Below are 21,246 nucleotides of genomic sequence, written 5' to 3'. Positions count from 1 at the left end.
ACTGATTTAAAATAGTGATTAATTTCGAGTGCAAATATATACACGAAATCCAATTTCACAAAACTTATTTAGATTAATTTTAAATAATATTTAGCAATAATAGTCAGGAGAAGTATCGATAATATTAATGGTAAGCAGAGAATATTTTAGTTGCCTCATTATATGAAGATTCGAAGCTGGTCATTTTAATATTGGAATCTGCTTTCTTAGCATTGAAGTAGGAAAGCATTTTTTCTGTAGGCATATTCCCTGTTAAATCGTCTTTTGCCATAGGACAGCCGCCAAAACCTTGGATGGCCCCATCAAACCTTCTGCAACCAGCAGTATAAGCTGCATCTATCTTTTCGTGCCACTTACTTGGAGTAGTATGTAAATGTGCACCAAATTCAATATGTGGATATCTTGGAATTAAATTAGAAAACAAATAAGAAATTATTTCTGGGGTGCTACTTCCAATAGTATCCGATAATGAAAGTATACTTACTCCCATCTTAGATAATTTTTCTGTCCACTCTCCCACTATTTCCAAATTCCATGGATCACCATAAGGATTTCCAAATCCCATAGATAAATAAGCAACCACTTCCTTATCTGAAGCATTCGCAATTTCCAAGATCTGTTTTAATGTCTCTACAGACTCATCGATGGTCTTATGGGTATTACGCATCTGAAAGTTTTCAGAAATAGAGAACGGGTAACCAAGATATTTGATCTCGGGATGTTTAGAGGCATCTTGAGCGCCTCGGACATTTGCGATAATCGCAAGTAATTTACTTTGAGTTGCGGAGAGATCTAATTTAGATAAGACCTCAGCAGTATCTATCATCTGTGGAATAGCCTTTGGCGAAACAAAACTGCCAAAATCTATAGTATCAAAACCACACCGAAGAAGCGACTGGATATATTGAACTTTCTCTTTTGTAGGGATAAAAGATTTAATGCCTTGCATTGCATCCCTGGGACATTCAATGAGTTTAATTTTATCCATGCTCAAAGATACTATTTTAGCAATTATATAAAAATAAAGAAGAAATATGTCAATAATGGAAATCCAAAGGGAATTAAGTCCTGAAAATTAAGATATTGCAATTAATTTGAGATCTATAACAGGATTAATATTCCAATTCCAACAAAAACCACCACCTGGATCCATTTCAAAAACACACCCGATCTTCTGTGCTGCATTAAATATTCAGAAATTTTACCGGCAAGCAATGCTACTGCTCCAAAAATCAATAAAGCCTGCAAAAGGAATAGGAAACCTAGTATATAAAATTGAAGAATAGTATTACCCTCAGGTTCCCATAGAAATCCTGGAAAAAAGGCTAGAAAGAAAATAGTAACCTTAGGATTTAAGACATTCATTATAAATCCTTGACTAAATAAATTTTTAGAGCTTTTTTGAGGCACCCCATCAATCGCAATAGAACTATCACTCTTAAGCACCTTATAGGCTAGATAAAACAAGTACAAAGCACCAAATATCTTTATTAAGCTAAATAAAATTGGACTAGCTTTTATAACTGCAGAAGCTCCGAATGCTACAAGACTGGTATGGATAAGAATTCCAGAAACAAGACCTAATGTGGTTGCAATCCCAGCCTTTTTCCCATTAGAAATACTTTGTACCAATACATAAATTATATCTGGCCCCGGAGATAAGGTTAGCAAAATGGAAGCTATTAAAAATGGAATAAGTTGTAGTAGCACTAAAAAATGGGTTTGCTAGGTTTTGTTAGAAGCCGATAATATAGCTTTATTGATCTCTTTAATTAATCCCGGACCTTCATAAATAAACCCTGTATAAAGCTGAATTAAACTAGCTCCAGCTTCTAGTTTTTCCAGCGCATCTTCGGCAGAATGAATTCCTCCAACTCCTATAATAGGGAATGCTTTATTGCTTTTCTCTGAAAGAAATCGGATCACTTCTGTAGATCTATGTTTTAATGGTTTCCCACTTAAACCACCCATTTCAATTTTATTCTTAGACTGAAGCTTATCTCTGGAAATAGTAGTGTTAGTAGCAATTACTCCTTCAATCCCGGTAACTGAAACAATTTCTATAATATCCAGAAGCTGATCATCTGTAAGGTCTGGAGCAATCTTTAAAAGAATAGGTTTTGGTTTGGGTTTCGCTAAATTTAATTGCTGAAGTGTATTTAATAACGCTGTTAAAGGTTCTTTATCCTGAAGAGCTCTTAGATTTGGTGTGTTAGGAGAACTTACATTTACCACAAAATAATCTACGTAGTCAAATAAAGCTTCAAAACAAATGGTATAATCTGTTACAGCCTCTTCATTTGGAGTGATCTTGTTCTTCCCTATATTGCCACCAATTAGAACATTCTTATTGGTTTTCAATCGTTTCACTGCTGCCTCTACTCCTTCATTGTTAAATCCCATTCTATTAATAATAGCCGAATCTTCCTTGAGCCTGAACAATCTTGTCTTATCATTTCCCGGTTGTCTTTTTGGAGTAACAGTTCCTATCTCCACAAATCCAAAACCTAACTGTTCTAATTCCTTGTATAGAACTGCATTTTTATCGAAACCTGCAGCCAATCCAACCGGATTTTTAAAGGTTAATCCAAACACCTTTCTCTCCAATCTTGGATCATTCATCTGAAACTTGTTTTTCAACAACATTGAAACCCCTGGTACCTTAAAAAGGAACTTAAGTGCATCAAAGGTGAAATAATGAACCTTTTCAGGGTCAAAATTGAATAAAAGAGGCCTTATCAGGGATTTATACATAGCTGGACAGTTTGTGCAAAAATAGCTTATTTGGTAAAATTGAAGCTATTATATTGAAGGACTTTGAAATACTTGCCAAATGAACTTCTAAAAAATATGAATAAAAAAAGCAGCCCGAAGACTGCTTTACTAATTTAAACATTTGTTTTTATTTCAGTGTAAAGGCTACTCTGGCAAATAAAAATCTACCACCAATCCCAAATTGTTGAGCTCTCCTAGACCAGTCGAAACGTCCATCACTTCGGTTATTAAACTCGGCTTTTGCTCTATCTGGATACACATCTAATAAATTATTTGCTCCAATTGTTAGAGTCAATGCTTCAGAAGCTTTATAACCAAGAGATAGATCTGTCACTATCTTGGAACTAAACACTTGTTGGTTAGCTACGGTTGTAGATGCTTCTGTAACCTCCCCAAAGAAAACATTCCTTAAGAATACATTAAATTTTCCAGCAGTTAAGCTATTGGTAAGGTTCACTTTTGTTCTTGGAACTGCTTCTTCTAAATATACTCTACTATCTTCCGGGAAATATGTTCCTACAAGACCAGCTCTTTCCAATTGTGGAGAGGCATTAATATCTCCAACTTGCTTTGTTTTGGAAAGTGTCGCAGCAAGATCAGATTTTAGTTTAAATCCATTATTAAAAGTTGCATCATGGGTTAATACTAGATCCACACCTTTAGATTCGGTATCTATTGCATTTGCAAAGAAAGACGCAGCAGTTGCATTTGCTTGAGCAAGTAAATTATCTAATTCGGTTCCAGTTCCCGGTCCAGCAAACTGCCCCGTATAAACCACTCGATCATCTATTGCTACAAAATAACCATCTACAGTTAAAGATAAATTAGCATCTGGAATTTGTGCGGTAAATCCAACACTTAAACTTTGTGAAGTTTCTTCTTTTAGCTGAGGGATCCCTAATAATTTGGCTGCGCGACTATCGTTTGTAAATGTTCCTACTTCTTGTGGGTTTCCGTCATTATCAAAAATTGTGGAAGTCGAATTAAAATTTAACTGATGTAAAGAGGGGGCTCTAAAACCAGTATTTACAGCACCTCTCATATTAATGTTATCTGTTAATTTATATCTTGACGATACTTTAAAATTAATAGTTGAACCAAAATCTGAATAGTCTTCAAATCGGGTTGCAAAGGTTAACAAGAATTGTTCTGTAAGATCTGCTTCAATATCAAAATATCCCGCAATACTGCTTCGCTCACGAGACAATTCATTTTTGGGACTGAATCCTGGAAAAACTTGAGATCCGCCCGGTCTTGGATTTCCAAAAAAATCTGTGCCAGGAGATTGTGAGGCTAGCGTTATAGGAGCCCCATTCTCGGTATACTGTTCATAAGATCCTCTTTCCCCTGAAACTATCTCATAATTCTCCAATCTATACTCTGCTCCAAAGGCCACATTCACACCTGAAAAGAAATCTTCATAAAAATTGGAAATATCTAAGTTGGTTGTGTTTTGAGCAAAAGAGAATCCTCCAGCATCGAAAGTAGTTGGACTCGATTGCTTTAAAGATGCATTAGAAGTGTTAGATATCAAATATAAAAACTCATTTCTACCCCAAGTGTTACTGAAATCTACTTCCCAATCTCCAATTTTTCCACGAATTCCGGCAGCAATAGATTTATCATTGATCTTAGAGTTAATCTCTGGTAAGAATCCATTGATATATATGGGTGTATAAGTTCTACTCTGGTTTGGCAATCTATAGAAACCGGCAGAATTCCCTCTTCGAGAACTTATTCCAGCAAAGGAATATAATTCGGTTCCTTCATCATCTAATGGCAAAGAGAAGTTGGCAAAAAATCTACCACCTCTAAGAGCAGATTGTCCTACTCTCATGTTATAATCACTTCTTTCTTGTCCACGACTATTCAATTCGTCTTCAGTAACATCAAAATCTAATAGGTCTTGAAGAGTTTCTCTATCTGGAGCTGCATTAATATCGTCTTTCAATTGCTGGCTGAAATAGGAGACTCCTTGTGCAAATTGCTGGATTTGCCCATTAGTTAAATTGGTAATATCTGCTCCAGAACTAAATGCAACATTCTCTATAGCATTGTATCCCTTAAAGATTTTGCCTTCCCATTCTTTCATTCTGCTGTAGTCCTCACGATAGTCGAAATCTCCAGAGAATGTTATGTAACCGCCATTCTCCCCTAAACCTATTCCATAACTAGCAGCAACATTAACTGTTTCACCATCTACGCCACCGGTTTGATCGTTTGCATTTTCAGTAAAATTAGCACCTGTAGTTACAGAAAGATCCAGTTCGTTTATGCTTTTATTCAATACAATATTTATCACTCCTGCAATAGCATCAGATCCATATTGAGCTGAAGCACCATCCCTTAAAACCTCTATTCTTTGGATAGCTACAGCTGGAATTGCATTTAGATCTGTTCCCACACTTCCTCTACCAAAGGTTCCGTTTACGTTTATTAAAGATGAGTTATGTCTTCGTTTCCCGTTTATTAACACCAAGACCTGGTCTGGTCCTAAACCTCTCAGAGAGGCAGGATCTATATGATCTGTTCCATCTGATATTGTTTGGGTATTGGAAGTAAATGAAGGTGCTACATAATTAAGCATCTGATTTAAATTAACCTGTGGCACTGCTGAAGATAATTCTTTGATGTTCAAAACATCTATTGGTACTGTTGATTCAACAACAGTTCTATTTGGATTACGAGACCCTACCAGCATTACTTCGCCTAGAGCAAGTCCCGATACCATGGTTACATTTATTACATCAGATTGGATTTCTACTTTTTTAGTATCAAAACCCACAAAAGAAAAAACCAAAGTTTCTCCCATGGCTGCTTCAATATTATATTTTCCGTCAAAATCTGTGATAGTACCTCTATTAGTACCTTCTATCGCGACCGAAACCCCACCTAATGGCTGTTTCTGATCGTCTACTATTGTTCCTGAAATTTCCTGTGCTTGAGCTTGAGCTACCCAACCGACAAAAAACAAACAAAACATTACGTAAAAATTCTTCATAAGTTTATATTTTTGGTTTAATTAAAGATAGATAAAATTTAGCTTCATATTTATGATACTATCATTATCAGGTGCTAACTTATCACATGTTTATTAACATTACTACATATAAATTATCAAACATTTAAAATGATTTCAAAAAATAATATTATCAATAGGTTCATCAGCTATGTAACTATAGACACCCAAAGTGATTCGGACAGCAATAAAACTCCGAGCACAGAAAAGCAATGGGATCTCGCTAATAAACTTGCCGTAGAGCTTAAAAAAATTGGAATGGAAGAAGTTGAAATTGATGAAAACGCCTATATCATGGCAACTTTATCAGCAAATGTTTCACATGAGGTTCCTGTAATTGGCTTTGTCTCTCATTTTGATACTTCTCCAGATTTCACTGGAACAAATGTAAAACCTCAAATAATAGAAAACTATGATGGGAAAGACATCATATTAAATAAGGAGCAGGATATCATTCTATCTCCAGATTATTTTGATGATCTTTTACAGTATAAAGGTCAAACTTTGATCACAACAGATGGAACCACGCTATTAGGCGCAGATGATAAAGCAGGAATTACCGAAATAGTAACTGCTATGGAATATTTAATTAATAACCCTCAAATTCTTCATGGGAAGATCCGGGTAGGATTTACTCCAGATGAAGAAATTGGGAGAGGTGCTCATAAATTTGATGTTAAGAAATTTGGCGCGGCTTGGGCCTATACTATGGATGGTAGCCAAATTGGCGAATTAGAATATGAGAATTTTAACGCTGCAGAAGCTGTTGTTAAAATTAAAGGGAAGATCGTGCATCCTGGATATGCCAAGGATAAGCTTATAAATAGTATGTATATCGCTCAGGATTTTATTAATTCATTACCAAGATTAGAAACTCCAGAACATACCGAAGACAGACAAGGTTTTTTCCATTTAACTGATATAAAAGGAGATGTAGAAGAAACCATTTTAAAATATATAATTCGGGATCATGATAAGAATCATTTTGAAGCTAGGAAAGAAATGATAAGCAATCTCGCGCAGGAAATAAATTCTCAGCATGAAAGAGAAGTTATTAATATCGAAATCAAAGATCAATATTTCAATATGCGGGAAAAAATAGAGCCTGTAATGCATATTGTAGATATTGCCGAGGAAGCTATGAAACAGCTTAATATCACTCCGCATATAAAACCAATTAGAGGAGGAACAGATGGGTCGCAGTTAAGTTTCATGGGCTTACCTTGCCCAAATATCTTCGCCGGAGGGCACAATTTTCATGGAAGATATGAATATGTCCCTGTAGAAAGTATGCAAAGAGCAACAGAAGTAATCATTAAAATCGCAGAATTGACTTCAGAAAAACATAAATAATTTCTGGAATGGCTAAGCTGAAATTTAAACAGAGTCAAAACAAAAATTGAAAAATAACTCAGAGCTAAACAAAGCATTCAATTTACTTAGCCCAAGGAAACAGAAAGAATACTCATTCTACATTACTGAAGTAAAAGTGAAGCAGCAAAGTAGAGAAGAACTAAAAAATAGTGACAATGATCTTAGTTGGAGTTGGCTTAAATATTAAATGGAAAATTATCAAACAATATAAAAAGGAGCAAATTTAATTTGCTCCTTTTTATATTGTTTGATAATTTTATCCTTAGAAATAGCAGCTTCCACCTTTTCTGCGTCTACTTTTATTTTCTGAATCCCATAGTTTTAAAGTAAGGCTAACTATAATTTGATTTAAGCGAAGATCATTTAATATGGCTCTATTTACTGTAGGAATAACAAAATCTGCATTGTCTGATTGAAAATCAACATCATAAGGATCAGCAGAGGACAAAGAATAATCATATCTAACATCTAATCCAAAACTACCGAATTCAACCTTCACACCTATTTGAGCAGAAAATGGAGTGTTCTGTATTACCACTTGAGGCGGATCATTGGTAGGTTCGATTCTCTCTATAGTTGATGAAATTATATTTTTGTAAGCTACTCCAGCATAAATATCTAATGGACCATAAATATTATACCCAATTAAAAGAGGAACGCTGAATTCTTCTACTTCAAATAAGGTAGGCCCCTGAGGAAAATCAAATCTCGATTCTAATTTAGAATATACAACTTCGGGACGTATGAAAAATTTACCAAAATTAACCTGCACCCAACCACCACCATGATAACCAATCTCTCCATCGGCTTCAAAAGTATCACTTGTATAATCTGCAGGTACACCAGAATTTATACCTGTAATTTCTCCACCATATGTTTTATTGATTCCTCCTTTCAATCCTACCTTAAATTGTTGAGCATTCATTTGTGAAAAAGAAAAGCTAGTTAAGCTTATTAGGAGGGCGATAACTAATTTATTCATAGGAAAGAGGTTAGTCTAAAAGGTGTCTATTGTTGGTAAATATATTGCTTTAATAGCTATTACAAAGTTGTTTCTTTTGATTAACGTTTCAAAAATAAAAAAATTATATAAATCTTAAAGTTATGTAAAAATAAAAAGGTTGTTTCAAATATCGAAAACTATTTTCAATATTTAAAACAACCTTTTTAAAAGAACTATTTTTTTTCTAGTGAACTATAATTGCATCTGGATTTCCATCAGGATCATTTGCAACTGTGCCATCTGTACTTGCAGCACCTAAAAGAAGTACTCCTGCAGCGTGAGGAGAAGCCATAGAGGTTCCACTTATTGTATTATATCCACCATCTTTCCAAGTAGATTTAACAGCTACACCTGGTGCAGCAAAATCTACTGGAGGGTTTCCGAAGTTAGAAAAACTAGCCCATCTATCGTTTACATCCATGGCAGAAATAGTTACAATATTTGCTCCATTAACTCTAGCCGGTGAGCTATTATTAGCATCACTACTTTCATTACCTGCAGCCAAAGCGAATTTGATTCCGTTTTGAGAGGCAGCCAAAATTGCATCATCTAAAGCTTGTGAAACTGGCCCACCTAAACTTAGGTTTGCAACATCTCCGCTCTGTCCATTTGCGCCTACATAGTCTACACCTGCAATAACACCAGAGTAAGATCCACTACCACGACTATCTAAAACTTTCACTGGAATTATGGTAGCTCCAGGAGCTACACCTACAACTCCAAAACCATTGTTTAAAGCTGCAATAGTTCCAGCTACGTGTGTTCCATGACCATTCCCATCATCTGCAGATTTACCATCTTTTCCAGAAGTAAAAGCATTAAATGCTCGAGAAGCATCAACGTTTAGATCTGGGTGATCTAAGTCTACTCCAGAATCCACTACAAAAGCAACATTAGTTCCTGTATAGCCGGTAACTCCATTTACTCTTAAGATACCATAAGGCGTTTCTTGTGTACCTCCTCCAGTTCCTGGATCTGGTTCTCCACAAGGACCTCCGTTTGGTGATCCACATGGTGGTGCAAATGTTACGATTCTATCTTGTTCTATATATTTAACACCTTTTTTATTTTTTAAAACTTCTAATTGAGCTTTGTCTAATTTTAAAGTTGCTCCGCTAATCGCGTTACTATAAACATTTACAATTTCTGCAGAAACAGAAGCTTCAGATAAGAATTTTTTAGTTTCTGAAAACATAGCTTCCTGTGCTTTCTTGTAGTTGTTTGGATATTTTGAACTAACATTCTCTACAGCTCCATTCTGAAAAACAACAATATACTGTCCTTCAATATTTAGAGCGTCGAAATCAGCATCTATCTCAGTAAAAGCTTCAGAGTCGGTTGAGGTGTTTTGATCCTGAGTACAGGAATAAAAAAGAGCAGAAGCAGCTAATACAGCTACCCCTATTTTAAGTTTAGATTTTAACATTTTTTAATTATTTTTGGTTAAAAATTAGTTAATAATTGATTCAAATCTAGACTTTTAAATCGTTAAACAAAAAAAATCTCTAGCTGATACTAGAGATTCATATTGTTATTTAAAGAAATAAAATCAAAAACTTAGGATTAATAGTACGCGTCGGAAATATGTTAAATTTTATTTTTTCCTAATTAGACATTCCATTTTTAGACTTCCACTTTGTAATTCCACCATCTAAAATATAAATTTGTTGAAATCCAAAGTTTTCTAGAATTAAGGCAGCTTCATCAGATTTATCTTCAGAAGTATAATATATGGCAATAGGAGAATTCTTATCCAGCTTATTTAAATCTTCTCTTAAGCCCTCATTATCAATAATATTCTCTGCATTTACCAAATGTGATTTTTTGAAATCTTCTTTGGATTGAATCTCACTTTCCTCCACAGGATTATACCGGATATGAGTATTTACTTCGTCCCCGGTAACTACTTGTATTTCCTTCCCTTTAGACTTTACACAGCCTTGCGAAAAAATAACAATAATCAATAAGCTAAAAAAAACTTTGATCATAAGTAGAATATTATTTTTCTATCTCGCCATCCCAATCGGTAATACCACCCATCAAGTTGTAAGCACTATCAAAACCTTGTTGTTTCATTAAAGCACAAGCCTGCGCACTTCTAGCTCCAGATCTGCAATACACATAATAATTCTTAGATTTATCCAATTTCTCGATCTCATCTAAAAATCCTTGTCCTTTGTAAATATCTATATTAGTTGCAGTTGGAATGTAGCCTTCAATAAATTCTTCTTCCGTACGCACATCTAGAATTACGGCATTTTCATCTTCGCCAACTTCTTTGGACCACTGATCTTGTGTAAGGTTTTTCATATTTATGGTTTTTATGCTTATCTAAAAGTAAATTGAAATGTAAATATAATGTAAAGGAAATTATTTAGTATTTCAGAATTGAAAAAATAAAAAAAACTGTATGTCCGTAAACATTCCTAATTAGTGGAAATATTCCTATATTTGATTGAATTTAAATTGATTGGATATGGATATATTTTCTTTCGGAGTTCATTTTACCGATGAGGAGTGCTGCCGCCTACATTTCAAAGAGCAACGTGATAAGGAAGGAGTTGTCTGTCATAGCTGTGGATCAATAGATCATTATTGGCTCAAAAACAAATGGAGTTACCAGTGCAAATCCTGTAAGGCGAGGATGTCCTTGCGAAGTGGAACAATTATGGAAAGCTCCAAATTATCTTTTATGAGTTGGTATAAGACCATCTTTCTTTTGAGCACGACAAAGAAAGGTTTTTCCAGCAAGGAAATACAGCGGCAGCTGGGCCTAAAGCGCTATGAGCCGGTTTGGGCAATGGTGCACAAACTACGCAAAGCCATGGGGCAGCGAGATGACCGCTATACGTTGGAGGGAATGATCGAGATGGATGAAGGTTATTTCACCATTGAGGCGAGCCAAAACGATCACCAAACCCAAAAGGCCGGTCGTGGCAGCAAGACCAAATCCAACGTTATGGTTCTGGCCGAGAGCACTGTCTTGGAAGATATAAAAACAGGGAAAGTGGAGCGTCATTGCAGGTATTTTAAGGCAAAAGTCCTTGTTAACCACGAGGCCGATGAAATCAACAATACTCTAAAAAGCGCAATTGGTGATGAACACATTATCATCTTTTCCGACCAAAGCACATCCTACGTTGATATAGCAGATTACGTAGAGCTACATATTACTGAAAAATCAAGTGAAAAGACCACCAAAGAAACCCTAAAATGGGTACATATAGCTATAAGCAATGCCAAAAGGAATTTTGTGGGCACCTATCATAAGATTAAGAAAAAATATCTGCAATTATACCTCAATGAGTTTGTATACAAGCTTAATCGGAGGTATTTTGGAGATAAGTTGTTCGATAGGTTAGTAATAGCAAGCATTACAGCGAGTGGACATTAAACGGATATACAGTTAAAAAAATATCATCTCTTATTTAAACGTGCAGTTTTAAAGTTTATTGGTTTAAATAATTCATAGCCTGTTTTAGAGAAATAAATTTTTAACAAAAGTTACAGTAGGCAGTAAGATATGATTTACATTTGTACATACAAATATTGTATAGACAAATGAAAATAGAAGATCTTCTTAAAACAGAACAGGCACTTCCACCATCCCGGAAGCTACTTCTTAGCGTTTTATATACTACCAATTTGATAAATGATAAGATTTCTGAGGCCTTAAAACCTTTTGATATTAGCATTTCACAATTTAATGTTCTTAGAATTTTAAGAGGACAGAAAGGGACACCTGCTAATTTATCTACCATACAGGAGAGAATGATAAGTAAAATGAGCAATACAACGAGAATAGTAGATAAGCTTATTGTGAAAGAATATGTAGAAAGAGTTACTTGTGAGAAAAACAGAAGAAAAGTAGAGATCTCAATAACGCCAGAAGGCCTTCAATTTCTAAAAACTATAGACCCAATAATAGATTCTACTGAAGCAAAGATTACAGAAAATCTAAGCGCGTCAGAAATAGAAACGCTCACACATAATTTACAAAAATTATTAAAATAAAAACTATGAGTACTTATATAGATGATTTAAACTGGCGATATGCCACCAAGAAATTTGATGCGAACAGAGAAGTTTCTTCAAAAGATATTGAAACTTTATTAGAAGCTATTCAGCTTACGGCATCTTCTTACGGATTGCAACCTTATGAGATAATCGTTCTAAAAGACGCAGCTTTAAGAGAAAAATTAAAGGCACATTCTTGGAATCAAACCCAGATCACAGATTCTTCTGAAGTGATTGTTTTTGCTAACAAGACCAATATCACAAGTAGTTATGTAGATTCTTATTTACAAGATATTGCACAAACTAGAGGCCTTAAGATTGAAGATTTACAAGGTTTAAAAGGAATGGTGGAATCTACCATCATGAAACTTAATACAGAAGACCAGAGCACTTGGGCAGCAAAACAAGCTTATATCGCGTTAGGTAATTTGTTATCTGCTGCAGCAAATTTGAGAATAGACACTTGCCCAATGGAAGGCTTTGATGTTGCTAAATATGATGAACTTTTAAACTTAAAAGAAAAGGGTCTTACTACTGCTGTAATTGTTACTGTTGGATACAGAAGTGAAGACGATCAAACACAATTTGCAGCTAAGGTTAGAAAAAGTAAAGAAGACTTAATAAATAAATTATAAACCAATAAAGAGAATTGTTATGAAAAAGAACTTATTAAAAGGAGCTGCGGCTACAGTAATTGTTTTAACAACATTAGCATTTACAACTTTAAAAAAAGAGATAAATATAAAAGAAAGCAGCGTAACCTGGATAGGTAAAAAAGTTACAGGATCGCATACAGGAACTATCCAATTAAAAAGTGGATTCTTCAATATGGAAGATGAGAAATTGGTTGGTGGTGAATTTGTAATGGATATGACGAGTATTTCTACTACAGATCTTTCCGGAGAGAATAAGCAAAAACTGGAAGGGCATTTAAAATCTGAAGATTTCTTTGGTGTAGAAAAGCATCCAACCGCAAAATTAGTGATCACAAGTGTTGCTTCAAAAGGAAATGGTTCTTATGGAGTTGTTGGTAACTTAACTATCAAAAACATCACAAAACCTGTAACTTTCGATCTTGAGATTAATGATAAAGTTGCCAACGCAAAATTATCTATAGATAGAACTAAGTATGATGTAAGATATGGTTCAGGTAGCTTTTTTGACAATTTAGGAGACAAAACTATCTACGATAATTTTGATCTTGAAGTAAATTTAAAGTTCTAAGCATTAATTAATTTCAACTGAAGCATCATTTTAGAAAAAACCTTTGTTAATTCAACTATGATACTTATATTTGAACAATGAAAAATAATACAGTACATACTTGGTGGTGGAGTAGCTTACGTCAAAACGTCGTGAAGTAACACTGCTATAGTATTTTTATATACAAGGCTTGTCTCACGACAAGCCTTTTTTTGTTTAATTTTTTTTGAAACAATAATATGTATAAATTAAAGACCACTTTTAAAAAACTTCTTGCAGATACCCTTACTCCGGTGAGTGTGTATCTCAAAATTCGGGATAAATACCCCAACAGCTTACTTTTGGAGAGTAGTGATTATCATGCAAACGATAATAGTTTTTCATATATATGTTGCAATCCAATAGCTTCCATAAGGGTAAAAAACGGACAGATCCAAGAACTCTATCCAGATGGCTCTAAAAAACTAACGGAGATAACTCCTGAAATTAAGGTTTCAGAGGCAATACAAAATTTCTCCTCTTTATTTCAAACAGAAAATTCAAATTTCAAGTTCATCAATAACGGACTGTTTGGATATACTGGATATGATGGGGTACAATATTTTGAAAATATTAAGATCGAGAAAAAGAAAGGAGATCTTGAAATTCCTGAAGTTTATTATGCCGTTTATCAGAACATCATTGCCATCAACCATTTCAACAATGAGGCTTACATTTTCGATCATAACTTTAACTCAGAAAGCAAATTAGAGGAAATTGCTCAACTCATAAAAGTGAAGAATTTTGCGAGTTATAATTTCCGAAGAGACCTTGCTCCTATCTCGAATCTTACCGATGCAGAGTTTAAAGAAAATGTGAAATTAGGAAAGAAACACTGCCAAAGAGGAGATGTTTTTCAGTTGGTGCTTTCACGTAGATTTACTCAAAACTTTAAGGGAGATGAATTCAATGTATACAGAGCCTTAAGAAGTATTAACCCTTCTCCTTATTTATTCTACTTCGATTATGGTGATTTTAAGATCTTCGGAAGTTCTCCAGAAGCCCAATTAGTTGTTTCTAATGGAAAAGCGGAGATACATCCTATCGCCGGAACTTTTAAAAGGACTGGAAATGATGAGCAGGATGCCGCTTTAGCTAAAGAATTGTCTGAAGATGATAAAGAAAATGCTGAGCATGTGATGTTAGTAGATCTCGCCAGAAATGACCTTAGCCGACATAGCACTAATGTAAAAGTGGAGAAATATAGAGAGGTTCAATTCTTCTCCCATGTTATTCATTTAGTAAGTAAAGTAACTGGAACAAAAAACAAAGATGTTAGTACCATGCAAATTGTGGCCGATACTTTTCCTGCAGGAACGCTTAGTGGAGCACCAAAACATAGCGCGATGACCTTAATTGAAAAATATGAGAATGTAAATAGAAGTGCTTATGGCGGTGCAATTGGTTTCATGGATTTCAATGGAAATTATAATCAAGCCATTATCATTAGGTCCTTTGTAAGTAAGAATCATCAATTACATTATCAGGCAGGAGCCGGAATTGTTTCTGAATCTAATGAAGAAAATGAATTGCAAGAAGTGTTTAACAAGCTAGGCGCATTAACTCAGGCAATGGAAATTGCTGAAGAAATTTAAAATGAAAGTGAACGAAAATAAGAAAATAGACGCAAAGATCGAGTTTCAAACTAGCAAGAGAACCTCTGTTTTAGTTATAGATAACTACGATTCTTTTGTATACAATTTGGTGCATTATCTGGAAGAACTGGATTGTGATGTAACTGTAATTAGAAACAATGAAGTTGATCTGGACATGATCGCTAAATACGATAAGATCTTGCTTTCTCCCGGCCCCGGTATACCAGATGAAGCTGGTTTACTAAAGGAGGTCCTCATTAAATATGCTCCAACAAAAAGCATTTTAGGAGTTTGTTTAGGTCAACAAGCAATTGGAGAAGTTTTCGGAGGAAAATTGATCAATTTAGATTCGGTTTTTCACGGTGTTTCTTCAAAGATTAATATTACAGTAGATGACGAAAGCTTATTTTATCATTTAGACAAAGAACTTATAGTAGGGCGCTATCATTCCTGGGTAGTAGATCCAAATTTACCCGGATCATTGGAAGCAACATCTTTCGATGAGAATGGGCAGGTAATGTCCCTGCGTCATAGAGAATATGATGTTAAAGGGGTTCAGTTTCACCCGGAATCGGTTTTAACTCCTATGGGAAAACAAATTATGAAGAATTGGATAATAGAAAGCGGAAAATAGACAGATGAAACATATACTCAACAGATTAATAAATCACGAAACCATTTCGAAACAAGAAGCCAGAGAAGTTCTGGTGAATATTTCGAAAGGAGAATATAATGAGAGTCAGATCGCTGCATTTCTTACGGTGTACATGATGCGAAGCATTACCATTGATGAGTTGGAAGGATTTCGAGACGGGCTTTTGGAACTGTGCCTTTCTGTAGACCTCAGTGCTTATAATGCAATTGACCTTTGTGGAACCGGAGGAGATGGAAAAGACACTTTTAATATTTCTACGCTATCCTCTTTTGTAACAGCCGGAGCAGGAATAAAAGTTTCCAAGCATGGTAATTATGGAGTTTCTTCCGTAAGTGGAAGTTCAAATGTAATGGAAGCTTTGGGTGTTAAATTCACCAATAAAGTCGATTTTTTAGAACGTTGTATAGATAAGGCTGGGATATGTGTACTGCATGCGCCTCTTTTTCATCCAGCTATGAAACATGTTGCTCCTATAAGAAAATCACTTGCTGTAAAAACCTTTTTCAATATGTTGGGACCTATGGTAAATCCTGCATTTCCAAAAAACCAGTTGGTTGGCGTTTTTAGTTTGGAATTGGCCAGAATGTATGGTTATCTTTATCAGAACACCGATAAGAATTTCACTATTTTACATGCTTTAGATGGTTATGATGAGATCTCTTTAACTGGAGCTACAAAAACAATTTCCAATGCTACCGAAGGAATTTTAGAACCCTCAGATTTTGGAGTAGAAACTTTAAATGCTTCTGAAATTTCTGGTGGAGATTCAATTGAGAGTTCAGCCGAAATATTTTTAAGCATCTTGAACGGAAAGGGATCTACAGCCCAAAACAATGTAGTTTGCGCAAATGCCGGAATGGCAATTGCCACTTCCACAGGATGTTCTCCTAAGCAAGGATTTACCAAAGCTCAAGAATCGTTGAATTCTGGAATGGCGCTGAAATCCTTGAAGAAATTACAAGAACTTAGTGCTGTATAATTATATTGAAATTTATAAAATGAATATTCTAGATAAAATTATTGCCGATAAAAGAAATGAGGTTGCTCTTAAAAAACAGTTGATATCTGCTGAAAACTTAGAACATTATCCGCTTTTCGTTCATATAACCAATTCGCTGGCAACAGCATTAAAAAACAGTTCTAGCGGAATTATTGCGGAACATAAACGTAGATCGCCATCTAAATCTGTGATCAATCAGGATTTAAATGTGCAAGATGTGGCCTTAGGATACGAAAATGCAGGTGTTTGCGGCATGTCGGTACTAACAGACGGAAAATACTTTGGTGGCGCCTTAGACGATCTTATTTTAGCCAGAGCATCGGTAAAAATGCCGTTATTAAGAAAAGAATTTATTATAGATGAATATCAGATTATTGAAGCTAAGGCTCACGGAGCCGATGTAATTCTACTAATTGCTGCGGTATTGACCAGAGATGAAATAAAAACATTTTCTAAGTTAGCTAAAAGTTTAAACTTAGAGGTGCTTCTGGAGGTTCATAACTTGGAGGAATTAGAGAAATCTATCATGCCTAGCTTGGATATGTTAGGTGTGAACAATAGGAATTTAAAGACCTTTGAAGTCAGCACAGATATTAGTAAGCAACTTTCAGAAAAGATCCCAAGTGATTTTGTAAAAGTTTCTGAAAGTGGGATTAGCAGTGTGGAAGCTATCAAGGATCTAAAAAATTACGGATATCAAGGATTTTTAATTGGTGAGAATTTTATGAAAACCGATGATCCTGGAAAAAGTGCATCACAATTTATTCAAGAATTAACAAGCAATTAAAATGAGCGCTCTCAAATTGAAAATTTGCGGAATGAAGCAATCAGAAAATATTCTGGATGTTGCTGCTTTAAAACCTGATTATCTTGGATTCATCTTTTATGAAAGATCTCCTAGAAATTTTTCAGGAGAAATCCCTGATATAGATCCAACCATCAAAAAAACTGGCGTTTTTGTAGATGAAGAGATCGATTTTGTTTTAGAGAAAGTTATAAAACACAAGTTCAGAGCTATTCAACTTCACGGAAAGGAATCAGCTGAATACTGTAAAAAATTAAGATCAGAATTGAGCAACAAGAGTTCAGTAGAATTAATAAAAGTGTTTTCTGTAAAGGAAACCTTCAATTTTGAAGAATTTAAAGCTTATGAAGGCATTGTAGATTTTTTCTTATTCGATACTCAAGGGAAAAATAAAGGTGGAAATGGAATTACATTCAATTGGGATCTATTAAAAGCTTATCCCTCGGCTACTCCATTCTTTCTTAGTGGAGGAATTGGGGAAGATGAACTTCAAAAAATAGCGGAACTTTATACTTATTTCGAAAAAAGCAACAAGTCGCATTTGCTTTATGGAGTAGATGTGAATAGTAAATTTGAATTGGAAGCAGGCTTAAAAGACGCGAATACATTAAAAATATTTAAAGATAAATTAGGTTTAGAAACCCATATATAAAATATAAATTATGACCTATCAGGCAGACGAAAAAGGCTATTATGGCGAATTTGGCGGAGCTTATATCCCGGAAATGCTATACCCTAATGTAGAAGAATTAAGGCAGCAATATATACAGATCATGCAGGAGGAATCTTTTCAGAAAGAGTTTAAAGATCTTCTGAAAGATTATGTAGGTAGACCTACTCCATTGTATTTTGCTTCCAGATTAAGTGAGAAGTACAATACCAAGATCTATTTAAAACGTGAAGATCTTTGCCATACAGGAGCTCATAAAGTGAACAATACAATTGGGCAGATCTTAATGGCTAAACGCTTAGGCAAGAACAGAATCATTGCAGAGACCGGTGCAGGACAACATGGAGTTGCTACAGCTACGGTTTGTGCCTTGATGGGAATTGAGTGTATTGTGTATATGGGCGAAATAGACATTGACCGCCAAGCTCCAAATGTTGCCAGAATGAAACTGTTGGGTGCTACTGTAATTCCAGCAAAATCTGGAAGTAGAACCTTAAAAGACGCAACCAACGAGGCCATTCGAGATTGGATTAACCATCCGGTAGATACACATTATATTATTGGATCTGTAGTAGGACCTCATCCTTATCCAGATATGGTAGCACGCTTTCAGAGTGTAATTTCCGAGGAAATTAAATCTCAACTTCTTGAAAAGGAAGGCAGAGAAGATCCAGACTATGTGGTTGCCTGCGTGGGCGGTGGAAGCAATGCTGCTGGAATTTATTATCATTATTTAGACAATCCTAAAGTAGGAATCATCGCGGTAGAAGCTGCAGGAAAAGGAGTTCTTTCTGGGGAAAGTGCTGCAACTTCCGCATTAGGAAAAGAAGGAATAATTCACGGAAGCAAAACCCTGCTAATGCAAACTCCAGATGGACAGATCACCGAGCCATATTCAATTTCGGCAGGTTTAGATTATCCAGGGATCGGGCCGATGCACGCCAATCTTTATAGAACTGGAAGAGCTGAATTTATATCAATTACAGATGAAGATGCAATGAAAGCCGGACAAGAATTAGCCAGATTAGAAGGTATTATTCCGGCTATTGAAACGTCCCATGCTTTAGCGATTTTTGAAGACCGAAAATTTAAAAAAGATGATATTGTTGTGCTTAATCTTTCTGGACGTGGTGATAAAGATCTTAGTACATATATCGATTATTTTAATTTATAATTTAATAAACTAGATCATTTTGTTGGCATAGTAATAAGGACATTTCAGAAACTATTTTACTAGATACTGAAATAATTCCGATAGCTATCGGAACAGCGTGAAGATAGAAAAATATAAAAATTGAAAAATGAATAGAATTCAAGAAAAATTACAAGAAGACAAAAAGCTTCTTTCTATATATTTTACAGCGGGTTATCCCAAATTTAATGATACCGTCACTATTATTGAAGATCTTGAAAAGAACGGTGTGGATATGATAGAAATCGGATTGCCCTTTAGTGATCCTTTAGCAGATGGCCCGACTATTCAAGAAAGCAGCACCCTGGCTTTAAGAAATGGAATGACTTCAGAAAAATTATTTCAACAATTAAAAGATATTAGAAAAACAGTGAATATTCCCTTGATTATTATGGGATATTTTAATCCGATGCTTCAGTACGGGGTTGAAGAATTCTGTAAAAAATGTGAAGAAATCGGGATAGATGGTTTGATAATTCCAGATCTTCCTGTGGATGTATATTCAGAAAAATATCAAGCTGTTTTTGAAAAGTATAACCTCATCAATGTTTTTCTAATAACTCCGCAAACTTCAGCACAGCGAATTGGTTTTATAGATTCGGTTTCTAATGGATTTATTTATATGGTTAGTAGCGCTAGCGTAACTGGAACAACATCTAGTTTCGGGAATGACACTAAGGATTATTTCAAAAGAATTTCAGGAATGAATTTAAAGAATCCACAGATTGTAGGTTTTGGAATTAGTGATAAGCAAAGTTTTAAGGAAGCTACCGAATATTCGAGCGGAGCAATCATTGGAAGTGCTTTTATTAAGCATCTTACAAAATATGGGGTTGGTACAATTTCAGAATTTGTTAAAACCATTAAATAGCTTTAACCTTACTGTAACATGGCATTAATACTTTTTGTGATTGATTAGCTTTATATTTAAATAAATTTAAGAACAAATATCATGGAAAAAAAGTTTGAAAGAAAAACCGAACAAACAACTCCTACCAATCCTACTGGTGATAGAAATCAAAAAACCAATAAGGTTGACATAGATGAAAAGACAATTAAAAAACAGCAAAATAAAAAATAACTATGGGGAGAGGAGATAAGAAAACTAAACGTGGAAAAATAGCTCTGGGAACAAGAGGACGATTGAGACCTATAAGAGGAAAGTTTAAAATTAAACCAACCATTCTTGCAGATCAAGATAAAAAAGAGCTAAAATAACCTCTGTTAAAACCTATCTAGAAATACCCATTATATTGAAGGATCCTAAAATCAATAGTATTGAATTTAGGATCTTTTGTTTTTAGACTTTTATATAAGTCCGTACTCCCAATCGCCCTGTTGGCAGAACCTGAGGGCGCGGTTAAGGATACTGTATTAATTAATCTTCCATCCAGTAAAAATTGATGAACTCTGGGTACTTCATTGGAAATAACTTTAAGTTTAATCCCTTCTCCAAGTTCTCTCAAATGTCTTCTAAAAAAATACTCCGGGCCATTCTTAGAATTTCCTCCAGTGAAAAGCAAGGTTTTAATAAGTGGATTATTTCTAAGTATACTAATAAGATTCCTCAATTCTACATCTTTCATTCCCAGATCTGAAGCATCAATCTTACTTCTTCTGCTACTCTCCACCACATCACAAATACCAATTCCCCTCTTTAGTAAAAACTCTTTTCGCTGATCTATTGCAGCTTCGGTGTTCTCATACTTTAAATTGAGATCGAATAATCTATCTAGTATTGGCCATAAAAATCCATCCCTGCTTCCGTAGCAAAAATTCACATCATCGGGCTTTAGATCACCATGGGTGAATCTAGGTGGTGGCAGCGTACCAACTATAAGTTTGGTTGCATTTTCTGGGATAAAGGGTTTATATGGATGCGTATGATGAAACATTGTT

At 34.9% G+C, this 21,246-nt stretch carries 23 protein-coding genes; 14 read left to right on the top strand and 9 right to left on the bottom strand.

The genetic code is table 11. From position 1 onward, the window contains the following. Positions 1 to 124: 124 nt before the first annotated feature. The 4 genes from H033_RS0108115 to H033_RS0108100 form a co-directional block, all read right to left on the bottom strand. Positions 125 to 988, bottom strand: a complete 864-nt coding sequence (locus H033_RS0108115) for a hydroxymethylglutaryl-CoA lyase (RefSeq protein ID WP_026837858.1) — start codon at positions 986 to 988, stop codon at positions 125 to 127. A 113-nt stretch (positions 989 to 1,101) separates the two neighbouring features. Continuing rightward, on the bottom strand, positions 1,102 to 1,710 hold the full coding sequence (locus tag H033_RS0108110; RefSeq protein WP_026837857.1) for a LysE family translocator: 609 nt from the start codon (positions 1,708 to 1,710) through the stop codon (positions 1,102 to 1,104). A 15-nt stretch (positions 1,711 to 1,725) separates the two neighbouring features. Beyond that, positions 1,726 to 2,754 carry a quinone-dependent dihydroorotate dehydrogenase gene (locus H033_RS0108105; protein WP_026837856.1) on the bottom strand — a complete coding sequence of 343 codons (1,029 nt, stop codon included), beginning with the start codon at positions 2,752 to 2,754 and terminating at the stop codon, positions 1,726 to 1,728. A gap of 148 nt (positions 2,755 to 2,902) precedes the next feature. Then, complete coding sequence (locus H033_RS0108100) at positions 2,903 to 5,776, bottom strand: TonB-dependent receptor (protein ID WP_026837855.1); 2,874 nt, start codon at positions 5,774 to 5,776, stop codon at positions 2,903 to 2,905. A 129-nt stretch (positions 5,777 to 5,905) separates the two neighbouring features. On the opposite strand from H033_RS0108100, the gene pepT reads away from it, so the two are divergent. Then, a complete protein-coding gene (pepT, locus tag H033_RS0108095) occupies positions 5,906 to 7,147 on the top strand; it encodes a peptidase T (RefSeq protein WP_026837854.1) in 1,242 nt (413 codons plus the stop codon). 283 nt (positions 7,148 to 7,430) lie between these two features. On the opposite strand, the gene H033_RS0108090 is transcribed toward pepT, so the two are convergent. The 4 genes from H033_RS0108090 to H033_RS0108075 form a co-directional block, all read right to left on the bottom strand. Next, the gene (locus tag H033_RS0108090) at positions 7,431 to 8,150 is read right to left on the bottom strand and encodes an outer membrane beta-barrel protein (protein WP_026837853.1); all 720 of its coding nucleotides are present in this window, start codon (positions 8,148 to 8,150) and stop codon (positions 7,431 to 7,433) included. Between the two features lie 205 nt (positions 8,151 to 8,355). Beyond that, positions 8,356 to 9,597 (bottom strand): S8 family peptidase, encoded by a 1,242-nt coding sequence (locus tag H033_RS0108085; RefSeq protein ID WP_026837852.1) that lies wholly within the window; start codon positions 9,595 to 9,597, stop codon positions 8,356 to 8,358. A gap of 178 nt (positions 9,598 to 9,775) precedes the next feature. Continuing rightward, positions 9,776 to 10,159, bottom strand: a complete 384-nt coding sequence (locus H033_RS0108080) for a rhodanese-like domain-containing protein (RefSeq protein ID WP_026837851.1) — start codon at positions 10,157 to 10,159, stop codon at positions 9,776 to 9,778. 10 nt (positions 10,160 to 10,169) lie between these two features. After that, entirely contained in the window at positions 10,170 to 10,481 is a 312-nt protein-coding gene (locus H033_RS0108075; protein WP_026837850.1) for a rhodanese-like domain-containing protein, read from the bottom strand. Between the two features lie 166 nt (positions 10,482 to 10,647). On the opposite strand from H033_RS0108075, the gene H033_RS0108070 reads away from it, so the two are divergent. From H033_RS0108070 to H033_RS21290, 13 genes are all read left to right on the top strand, one after another. Continuing rightward, entirely contained in the window at positions 10,648 to 11,565 is a 918-nt protein-coding gene (locus tag H033_RS0108070; protein WP_026837256.1) for an IS1595 family transposase, read from the top strand. Positions 11,566 to 11,732: 167 nt separating this feature from the next. After that, on the top strand, positions 11,733 to 12,185 hold the full coding sequence (locus tag H033_RS0108065) for a MarR family winged helix-turn-helix transcriptional regulator (RefSeq protein ID WP_026837849.1): 453 nt from the start codon (positions 11,733 to 11,735) through the stop codon (positions 12,183 to 12,185). 5 nt (positions 12,186 to 12,190) lie between these two features. Further along, a complete protein-coding gene (locus tag H033_RS0108060) occupies positions 12,191 to 12,823 on the top strand; it encodes an NAD(P)H-dependent oxidoreductase (RefSeq protein ID WP_026837848.1) in 633 nt (210 codons plus the stop codon). Positions 12,824 to 12,842: 19 nt separating this feature from the next. Then, the gene (locus H033_RS0108055) at positions 12,843 to 13,412 is read left to right on the top strand and encodes a YceI family protein (RefSeq protein ID WP_026837847.1); all 570 of its coding nucleotides are present in this window, start codon (positions 12,843 to 12,845) and stop codon (positions 13,410 to 13,412) included. A gap of 218 nt (positions 13,413 to 13,630) precedes the next feature. After that, positions 13,631 to 15,025, top strand: a complete 1,395-nt coding sequence (locus H033_RS0108050; RefSeq protein WP_026837846.1) for an anthranilate synthase component I family protein — start codon at positions 13,631 to 13,633, stop codon at positions 15,023 to 15,025. A 1-nt stretch (position 15,026) separates the two neighbouring features. Beyond that, positions 15,027 to 15,659, top strand: a complete 633-nt coding sequence (locus tag H033_RS0108045) for an anthranilate synthase component II (RefSeq protein ID WP_081661822.1) — start codon at positions 15,027 to 15,029, stop codon at positions 15,657 to 15,659. A 4-nt stretch (positions 15,660 to 15,663) separates the two neighbouring features. Continuing rightward, a complete protein-coding gene (gene trpD, locus H033_RS0108040; RefSeq protein ID WP_026837844.1) occupies positions 15,664 to 16,659 on the top strand; it encodes an anthranilate phosphoribosyltransferase in 996 nt (331 codons plus the stop codon). A gap of 19 nt (positions 16,660 to 16,678) precedes the next feature. Beyond that, positions 16,679 to 17,467 carry an indole-3-glycerol phosphate synthase TrpC gene (gene trpC, locus H033_RS0108035; protein WP_026837843.1) on the top strand — a complete coding sequence of 263 codons (789 nt, stop codon included), beginning with the start codon at positions 16,679 to 16,681 and terminating at the stop codon, positions 17,465 to 17,467. Positions 17,468 to 17,498: 31 nt separating this feature from the next. Continuing rightward, positions 17,499 to 18,137, top strand: a complete 639-nt coding sequence (locus H033_RS0108030) for a phosphoribosylanthranilate isomerase (protein ID WP_034886324.1) — start codon at positions 17,499 to 17,501, stop codon at positions 18,135 to 18,137. Between the two features lie 10 nt (positions 18,138 to 18,147). Next, complete coding sequence (gene trpB / locus H033_RS0108025) at positions 18,148 to 19,329, top strand: tryptophan synthase subunit beta (RefSeq protein ID WP_026837841.1); 1,182 nt, start codon at positions 18,148 to 18,150, stop codon at positions 19,327 to 19,329. A gap of 127 nt (positions 19,330 to 19,456) precedes the next feature. Continuing rightward, positions 19,457 to 20,218 (top strand): tryptophan synthase subunit alpha, encoded by a 762-nt coding sequence (trpA, locus tag H033_RS0108020; protein WP_026837840.1) that lies wholly within the window; start codon positions 19,457 to 19,459, stop codon positions 20,216 to 20,218. 81 nt (positions 20,219 to 20,299) lie between these two features. Then, complete coding sequence (locus H033_RS22280; protein WP_262489305.1) at positions 20,300 to 20,428, top strand: hypothetical protein; 129 nt, start codon at positions 20,300 to 20,302, stop codon at positions 20,426 to 20,428. 2 nt (positions 20,429 to 20,430) lie between these two features. Further along, complete coding sequence (locus tag H033_RS21290; RefSeq protein ID WP_081661821.1) at positions 20,431 to 20,565, top strand: 30S ribosomal protein THX; 135 nt, start codon at positions 20,431 to 20,433, stop codon at positions 20,563 to 20,565. Between the two features lie 17 nt (positions 20,566 to 20,582). Here H033_RS21290 and H033_RS0108005 read toward each other — a convergent pair whose 3' ends face one another. Next, positions 20,583 to 21,242, bottom strand: a complete 660-nt coding sequence (locus H033_RS0108005; RefSeq protein ID WP_026837839.1) for a uracil-DNA glycosylase family protein — start codon at positions 21,240 to 21,242, stop codon at positions 20,583 to 20,585. Positions 21,243 to 21,246 lie beyond the last annotated feature (4 nt).

It is taken from the genome of Gillisia sp. JM1, from assembly GCF_000424645.1.
Classification (GTDB): domain Bacteria; phylum Bacteroidota; class Bacteroidia; order Flavobacteriales; family Flavobacteriaceae; genus Gillisia.
This window is presented reverse-complemented; position numbering and strand designations above follow the sequence as displayed.